We start from the raw sequence: 7,756 nt of genomic DNA on the forward strand, positions 1-7,756 counted from the left end.
GGACGCGGTGCGGTGGTCGCGGCGGCCGGCGGCGGCGTGCTGCTGTCGCTCATCGCCACCCCGGCCCAGGCGGCACCTGCGACGACGGCGCTGCAGGGCCAGCCGGTCCAGGGCGCGCTCAACACCGCGGACCTCAATGCGCTGACGGCCCAGGCCCGGGAGTCGGTCTCCGCCTCGCCGATGATCACCGTCGCGGCGGACGCGCAGCTGACGCTGGAGAAGTCGGCCGTGTCCGTGGTCTCCGCGACCGAGAACGCCGAGTACCAGGCGCAGATCGAGGCCGAGGAGGCCGAGCGTGCCGCGAAGGAGCGGGGCGCGTCGGTGGTGTCCATCGCGATGCGGTACCTGGGCGTCCCGTACGTGTGGGGCGGCACCACGCCGTCCGGGTTCGACTGCTCCGGCTTCACGTCCTACGTCTTCGCCCAGGTGGGCATCGACCTGCCGCGCACCTCGTCCCAGCAGCTGTACGCCGGCACGCCGGTGTCGTGGGCCGAGGCCCAGGCGGGCGACCTGATCTGGACGCCGGGACACATCGCGATCTACGCGGGCGACGGCATGCAGATCGAGGCGCCGGTCCCCGGCAAGAGCGTGCGGTACACCAGCATCTGGCAGTCCAACCCGACGTTCCTGCGGGTCGGCTGAACCCAGGTCGCGCCTTGGGGCGGTGTTGCGGAGAGTAGACGTCGTCGACTCCACGCAACACCGCCCGAGTCGTTTCCCGACCACCGCGCGACGACGTGCGAAGACCACCGAGCGAGGTGCCATGGTCAGATCACCCGGACCCGACCGGGTCCGCCGGCACTGGGACCGGCAGGCGGCGGGCTACGACCGCAAGATGAACGGCGCCGAGCGCATGTTCGGCGACACCCGGGACTGGGTGTGCCGGCAGGCCACCGGCCTGGTGCTGGAGGTCGCCGTCGGCACAGGCCTGAACCTGGGCCTCTACCCCGCGCACACCGCCCTGACCGGGATGGACCTCAGCCCGGCCATGATCGACCTGGCCCGCCGGCACGCCGCCGAGCTGGGCCGTGCGGTCGAGCTGCGGGTCGGCGACGCCCAGCGGCTGGAGTTCGACGACGCCTCGTTCGACACCGTGGTCTGCACGTTCGGGCTGTGTGCCGTGCCCGACGACCGCGGCGCCGTCGACGAGATGGTGCGCGTGCTGCGGCCCGGCGGCCTGCTGCTCCTGGCCGACCACGTGGTCAGCACGTCGGCGCCGCTCCGGATGCTCCAGACGGTCGCCGAGGTGTGCAGCGTGCGGTTCCAGAGCGAGCACTTCCGCCGTCGTCCGCTGCTGCACGTGGAGGCGGCCGGGCTGACCGTCGAGCGACACGACCGGTTCAACCGGGGCATCATCGAGCGGCTCGCGGCACGCAAGCCCGTCACGCGGCCGTAAGGCCCGCCAGCGCACGGGCCATCGCGGCGTCGAACTCGTCCGGCGTCAGCGGGAGCCGGGCCTTGATGTCCCGGCTCCACTGGTCGGCCAGCACCTCGGCGGACCCGGCCTCGACCCCGTCGAGCGCGGCGTCGGCCAGGTCGGACGGCGAGATCTTGTCCACCTGCCAGCCCGCGGACATGTCGGTGTCGGCCAGGCCGAGGTGGACCGCGGTCACGAGCGTGCCCTGGTCGGCCAGCTCCAGGCGCACGCCGTTGGTCATGGCCCACGCGGCGGCCTTGGACAGGTGGTAGGCGTTGCCACCCTTGACCCCGAACCACGACATCGCGGACAGGACGTTCACGACCGCTCCCCCGCCGCGCGCGGCGAGCGCCGGCGCCAGCTCGCGGATCATCATGAGGCCGCCGAGCACGTTGGTCTCCAGCTCGCGCCGTACGACGTCGAGCGAGCCGGTCACCAGGTCGGTCCCGGTCGAGATCCCGGCGTTGTTGACGAGCAGCGAGACGTCGGACGCCGCCCGCGCCGCGGCCCGCACGGAGGCCGGGTCGGTCACGTCGAGGGCGAGCACCTCGACACCGGGCAGGTCCACGGTCTCGGGACGCCGGGCGGTGGCGTACACCTTGCGGGCGCCCCGGTCGAGGAGCCGCTGGGCGAAAGCGCGGCCGAGCCCGCGGTTGGCTCCGGTGACGAGGGCGACTGAGTTCTTGATCTCCATGTCGGGTACGCTAAAACCTGACGTTGACGTCAGGGTCAAGTCTCGATCGAGTTCTCGATCGAACCGGATCGCCGGAGCAGGGAGAGGGGGCGCCATGAGCGCCACGACGGCGGACGCCGAGCGGCTGGTCCGCATCGGCGAGGTGGCGCGCGACGCCGGGGTCTCGGTGCGTGCGGTGCGCTACTACGAGCAGCAGGGCCTGCTCACCGCGGAGCGCAGCCCGTCCGGCCAGCGGCTCTACCCGCGCGAGGCGGGGGCCCGCGTGCGGTTCTTCCAGCAGATGTACGCCGCCGGGCTGTCCAGCCGGAACATCGCGGAGCTGCTGCCGTGCATCGAGTCCGGGCACACCGACGCCGAGCAGCGGGCCATGCTGCACGCCGAGCGTGACCGGATCCGCGCCAAGATCGACGACCTGCAGGCGGCCCTGGACCGCCTGGACGAGGTCATCGAGGTGACGGCGAGCCACCCGTAGTCCGGTCGATCCGCCCGGCCACGAGGGGCAGCACCATCACGGAGAGCACCCCGGCGCCGACGAGCGCCGCGCCCGTCGCCGTCGACATGATGTCGCGCTTCACCGCGATCCCGGTCAGCGCGACCAGCAGCGGCAGGGCGGTCGCGGAGTAGAGCGCGGTCTGTACCCGTTGCGCGGCGGGTAGCTCGCGGCGCATCCACAGCAGCACCGGGCCACCACGGACGACCACCATCAGGACGAACAGCACCAGGGGCAGGGCGGGCGCTGCGGCGATGGACGCCACGTCCAGCGCCATGCCCGAGCTCACGAAGAAGACCGGGACGAACACACCGAACGCCACCGCGTCGAGCTTCTTCTCCAGGCTGCTGACGTCGCCGGGCGCCCACCGGCGCAGCACCATGCCGCCGACGAACGCGCCGAGCACCGCGTCGAAGCCGAAGGCCGAGGCGACGGCGAGCAGCCCCACCAGAAGCAGCACCGTCAGCCGCAGGGTGCTCTGCCCGGTGCCGTGCTCCGCTCCCAGGACGAGGCGCCCGGCCGTCGGCGCGGGGAAGCTCGGTACCAGCGCCACCCCTACCGCCAGGACCGCGAACACCACCAGGAGCAGCGCGGCGGCGCCTGAGCCGCGGGTCCCGAGCAGCAGCGCCATCGTGACGATGGGACCGAGCTCGCCGTACGCGCCGACCACCATCACGGCCCGCCCGAACCGGGAGTCGAGTCTGCCGCCGTCCCGCAGGATCGGGAGCAGGACGCCGAGGGTGGTGGTCGTCAGCGCGATCGCCCCGGCTGCGAGCACCTCCTCCTCGCGGGGCCGGATCAGGACCATGACGACGACAGCGGCGAGCAGCAGGGACGTGCACCACGCCGCGCCGGCGAGGCGACCGACCCGCTCGCGGAAGAGGCTCGGCTCCAGCTCGTAGCCCGCCAGGAGGAAGAGGAAGCCCATCCCGAGGTCGGACAGGAGCGTGACGTCGCCCGGCGCGGCGAGCCCCAGTACCGCCGGGCCGATGAGCACGCCGCCCAGCAGGAGCAGCACCACCTGCGGCAGCCGCGACCGCACCGGCATCAGCGCCGTGAGCAGCGGCGCGAGCAGGGCGACCACGAACACGGGGACGAGCGGCGCGTAGACGTTCACGGCTCGACCGTCGCGGGCCGCCTGGCGTTGAACAGCCCTTTGAGCAGCGTGCCCACGAGCGCCCCGAGGATCGCCGGGACGGTGACGGCGGGCCCCGCGGTCACGCACAACAGCAGGGCCAGGACGAGGGCGGTGACCGGCATCCCGGCCGCGGCCGCCACGGCGGCGGCGATGCCGCAGGCCACCAGGGGGGCGAGCGCCGTCCCCGGGATCAGGAGGGCGGCAGCGGCGCCGGCGGCCGCGCCGACGAACACCGACGGGAAGATCGTCCCGCCGTGGAACCCGGTGCCCAGGCTCACGGAGTAGGCCGCGGACTTCACGACGGCGACCACGACCAGCGTGCCCGCGGCCGTGGTCGTGGTCACCGTGGACAGGGACTGCTGCCCGGAGAACAGCACGGTGTCCACGTCGGCACCTGTTGTCGCCCGGACCAGCACCGCCAGGAGACCGACCGTCAGGCCACCGGCGAGGAGCGCCACGAACGGCCCGCGAGCGGCCGCCTTCCGCACGACACCGCCGAGGCGCATGGCCGCGAGCACGAGGCCCCCGGCCACCACGGCCACCACGGCTCCGGCGACGAGGTCGACCACGTGGAGGTCCGGGTACGAGCCGAGGTCGCCCATGGACAGCTCGGGGACGTGGACGCCCGGCCAGCCGGCGATCCCGATGCGCACCACGTAGCCCGCGCCGAGCGCCGCGAGGATCGGGACCACCTGGAGCACCGGCTGCTCGGGGCGCGGCCGCGCGGCGAGGAACATCGCCTCCAGCACGAGCAGCATGGTGACGACGGGGTTGCCCAGCACGACGCCGAGCGCCGCCGCGGCGGCGGCCATGACGAGCACCTTGGAGGCCTCGGTGCCGAGGCGGTGGTGCACGGCGAAGCCGATGCTGGTGCCGATCGCGATCAGCGGCGCCTCGGGTCCGAGCACCGCGCCGAACACCAGGGACGACGCCGCCGCCAGCAGCGTCGAGGGCAGCTCGCGCCCCGTGATGTCGAAGGCGAACCCGTCCAGCGGGTGGTGTCCGCCGTGCCCCGGCAGCCGTGACGCGAGGTGCACGCCGACCCCGCCGAGCAGCAGGAGCAGCAGCACCCACCACCACGGCACGCCGTCGAGCCCCAGGGCGCCCGGGAGCCAGGTCCAGAACAGCTGCTCGGCGCCGTGCACCAGCGAGGTGAAGAGGGTGGCGCAGAGCGCCGCCGCGACGCCGACCACCGCGGGAAGCCCGACGAGCGTGGCCAGCGGCCTCTTGCCGTGTGCGTCCATGGTCGCACTCCCGGTCGTACCGCCGCTGAACACCCCGATCGTCGCACCGCGTCGCGGGGTTCGCGCGCTAGACGCCGCTGGCGGCGAGCGGGATCAGCGGCACGTCCGGGTGGGCCCGCTCGAAGGCCCGCGCGTGCCAGATGTCGCGCAGCAGCACGAGCGGCGTGCCGTCGCCGCGGCGCACCATCTCGACGCCCGGATAGGCGGCGATCGTGTCGATGTGCTCCGGCGCGGCCTCGCGGGCCAGCGACAGGCCGAGCTGCTCGGTCCGGATGGGCGCCGAGAACTCGTGCTCCATGCGGAACGTCGCGACCTCGAACTGCAGCGGGCCGACCGCCGCGAGGATCGGGTTGCCGTCGCCGCGCGCCTCGGACACCAGGACCTGGACCACGCCCTCCTGCTCGAGCTGCGAGATGCCCTTGCGGAACTGCTTGGAGCGGCCCGGGTCGACCGACCGGGCGGCCGCGAAGTGCTCGGGTGCGAACACCGGCATGGGCGGGAACCGCACCTTCGGGCCGGCGGCGTCGTACACCGTGTCGCCGACGGCGAGCGTGCTGGCGTTGACCAGGCCCACGACGTCGCCGGGGTAGGCGTCCTCGACCGTCTGCCGTTCCCGGCCGAAGACCGACAGCGCGTACTTCGTGGCGAACGGCCGTCCGGTGCGCTCGTGCGTCACGACCATGCCGCGCTCGAAGCGGCCGGAGCACACGCGGATGAAGGCCACGTGGTCGCGGTGGTGGGGGTCCATGCCCGCCTGCATCTTGAACACGAACCCGCTGAACGCCTGGTCCACGTCGCGGGGCGTACCGTCGACGTCGGGCCGCGAGCCCGGCGCGGGGGCGAGCTCCACGACGGCGTCCAGGAGCTGCTTGACGCCGATGTTGGCCAGCGCCGCGCCGAACAGCAGCGGCGTCGTCGTGCCGGCGAGGAAGGACTCCCGGTCGAGCTCGTCGAGGAGCTGCACGCTCTCCACCGCCTCGGTGTGGTCGTCGCCCAGGGTGTCGGCCGCGGCCTGCGGCGTCAGGAGGTGCTCCTCGGCGATCGACGCGCCGCCCGGCGCGCGGCGGTAGGTGCGCACCTCGCCGCTGGCGCGGTCGAGCAGCCCGAGGAACCGGCCGGCCTCGCCGATGGGCCAGCTGAGCGGCGTCGGGCGCAGGTCGATGCGCTCCTGCAGCTCGTCGCACAGCTCCAGCGCTTCGCGGCCGGGCCGGTCCCACTTGTTGACGAACGTGATGACCGGCACCCCGCGGCGGCGGCACACCTCGAAGAGCTTGAGCGTCTGCGGCTCCAGGCCCTTCGCGGAGTCGAGCAGCATGACTGCGGCGTCGACCGCCGTCAGCACGCGGTAGGTGTCCTCGGAGAAGTCGGCGTGGCCCGGGGTGTCCAGCAGGTTGATCACCACGTCGCCGTAGGCGAACTGGAGGGCGGCGGACGTGATCGAGATGCCGCGCTTCTGCTCCATCTCGAGCCAGTCGGACACGACGCCGGCACGGTTGCCCTTGCCGTGCACCGCCCCGGCCTCCTCGATCGCGTGGGCGTGCAGGGCGAGGGCCTCGGTCAGGGTCGACTTGCCGGCGTCGGGGTGGGAGATCACCGCGATGCTGCGGCGGCGTGCCGCCTCGGTCCCCACCGGACGGGCGTCGGAGGTCAGGACGGTCACCGGGCTCCACCATTCAGTTCGTGCTGCACCAACGCCATCCCATCTCCCGCGCCTACCGCTTCCGGACAGCCCGCAACTCTACCTTCTCAGGGCGGCGGAGCCGCGCGAACCGGGGTCTTCACCCGATGTATACACCATGTGTATAGTGCGATGGCATGACCGTTGGACACGCACTGCTGGGGCTGCTCGAGGGCGGGCCCGCGCACGGGTACGACCTCAAGCGCTCCTACGACGAACGCTTCGGACAGGACCGGCCGCTGCACTACGGCCAGGTCTACTCGACGCTCGCCCGGCTGCTGAAGAACGGCCTGGTCGAGGTCGAGTCCGAGCCGGGCGCCGGCCCCGAGCGCAAGAAGTACGCGATCACGCAGGCCGGCGTCTCCGACGTCGCCGCGTGGCTCGCCCAGCCGGAGAAGCCCGAGCCCTACCTGCAGAGCACCCTCTACACCAAGGTGGTGCTCGCCCTGCTCACGGGGCACGACGCCGACGAGCTGCTCGACACCCAGCGCGCCGAGCACCTGCGCCTCATGCGCGAGCTCACGCGGCGGCGGGACGCCGGGGACCTGGCCGACCAGCTCATCTGCGACCACGCCCTGTTCCACCTCGAGGCCGACCTGCGCTGGCTGGAGGTGACGGCGGCGCGCGTCCAGCAACTCGCCGCTCAGGTGCGCGGCTAGACCGTCCCGGCCTGCCCGCCCGACACCGCCCGAACTTCCGCCCGCTCCCCCACACCTGGAGGCACGATGGCCGACGAACCCCTGCTCATCGCCGAGAACCTGCAGCTCAGCTTTGGTCCCACCATGGCACTCGAGCACGCGACCGCCGAGGTGCACGCCGGAGAGGTGCTCGCCCTGATGGGTCCCTCCGGCTCCGGCAAGTCCACCCTGCTGCACTGCATGGCGGGCATCCTCATGCCCGACGCGGGCCGCGTGACCTACGCCGGACGCGACCTGACCGCCATGCACGACGACGAGCGCAGCGCGCTGCGGCGCACCGAGTTCGGGTTCGTCTTCCAGTTCGGGCAGCTCGTCCCGGAGCTCACCTGCCTGGAGAACGTGGCCCTGCCCCTGCGGCTGGGCGGGGCGAGCCGCCGCGCGGCCCTGCGCAGCGCGG

At 73.1% G+C, this 7,756-nt stretch carries 9 protein-coding genes; 5 read left to right on the plus strand and 4 right to left on the minus strand.

Annotated elements, in window-relative coordinates; translation table 11 throughout:
• Nucleotides 1–642 (plus strand): C40 family peptidase (locus PROKR_RS37880; RefSeq protein ID WP_036966781.1); only part of this gene is annotated, 642 nt, incomplete at its 5' end.
• 121 nt (nt 643–763) lie between these two features.
• Entirely contained in the window at nt 764–1,396 is a 633-nt protein-coding gene (locus PROKR_RS20825; protein WP_036966784.1) for a class I SAM-dependent methyltransferase, read from the plus strand.
• Here the strand turns inward: PROKR_RS20825 and PROKR_RS20830 are convergent.
• On the minus strand, nt 1,383–2,111 hold the full coding sequence (locus PROKR_RS20830) for an SDR family oxidoreductase (RefSeq protein WP_036966787.1): 729 nt from the start codon (nt 2,109–2,111) through the stop codon (nt 1,383–1,385). The two genes, PROKR_RS20825 and PROKR_RS20830, sit on opposite strands and share 14 nt — an antisense overlap.
• A gap of 94 nt (nt 2,112–2,205) precedes the next feature.
• On the opposite strand from PROKR_RS20830, the gene PROKR_RS20835 reads away from it, so the two are divergent.
• A complete protein-coding gene (locus PROKR_RS20835; RefSeq protein WP_036966790.1) occupies nt 2,206–2,583 on the plus strand; it encodes a MerR family transcriptional regulator in 378 nt (125 codons plus the stop codon).
• Here PROKR_RS20835 and PROKR_RS20840 read toward each other — a convergent pair.
• From PROKR_RS20840 to PROKR_RS20850, 3 genes are all read right to left on the minus strand, one after another.
• Nucleotides 2,555–3,718, minus strand: a complete 1,164-nt coding sequence (locus tag PROKR_RS20840; RefSeq protein WP_036966792.1) for a cation:proton antiporter — start codon at nt 3,716–3,718, stop codon at nt 2,555–2,557. The two genes, PROKR_RS20835 and PROKR_RS20840, sit on opposite strands and share 29 nt — an antisense overlap.
• On the minus strand, nt 3,715–4,983 hold the full coding sequence (locus PROKR_RS20845) for a chloride channel protein (protein WP_036966794.1): 1,269 nt from the start codon (nt 4,981–4,983) through the stop codon (nt 3,715–3,717). Before PROKR_RS20845 ends, PROKR_RS20840 begins: the two co-directional genes overlap by 4 nt.
• Before the next feature lie 67 nt (nt 4,984–5,050).
• Nucleotides 5,051–6,643 carry a peptide chain release factor 3 gene (locus PROKR_RS20850; protein WP_051433203.1) on the minus strand — a complete coding sequence of 531 codons (1,593 nt, stop codon included), beginning with the start codon at nt 6,641–6,643 and terminating at the stop codon, nt 5,051–5,053.
• A gap of 155 nt (nt 6,644–6,798) precedes the next feature.
• Here PROKR_RS20850 and PROKR_RS20855 point away from each other — a divergent pair, with 155 nt between their 5' ends.
• Together PROKR_RS20855 and PROKR_RS20860 are read left to right on the plus strand one after the other, a co-directional pair.
• Nucleotides 6,799–7,320 carry a PadR family transcriptional regulator gene (locus tag PROKR_RS20855; protein ID WP_036966796.1) on the plus strand — a complete coding sequence of 174 codons (522 nt, stop codon included), beginning with the start codon at nt 6,799–6,801 and terminating at the stop codon, nt 7,318–7,320.
• A gap of 66 nt (nt 7,321–7,386) precedes the next feature.
• Nucleotides 7,387–7,756: ATP-binding cassette domain-containing protein (locus PROKR_RS20860; RefSeq protein WP_036966798.1), on the plus strand; the 370-nt coding region annotated here is incomplete at its 3' end.

This window comes from Promicromonospora kroppenstedtii DSM 19349, from assembly GCF_000515355.1.
Classification (GTDB): domain Bacteria; phylum Actinomycetota; class Actinomycetes; order Actinomycetales; family Cellulomonadaceae; genus Promicromonospora; species Promicromonospora kroppenstedtii.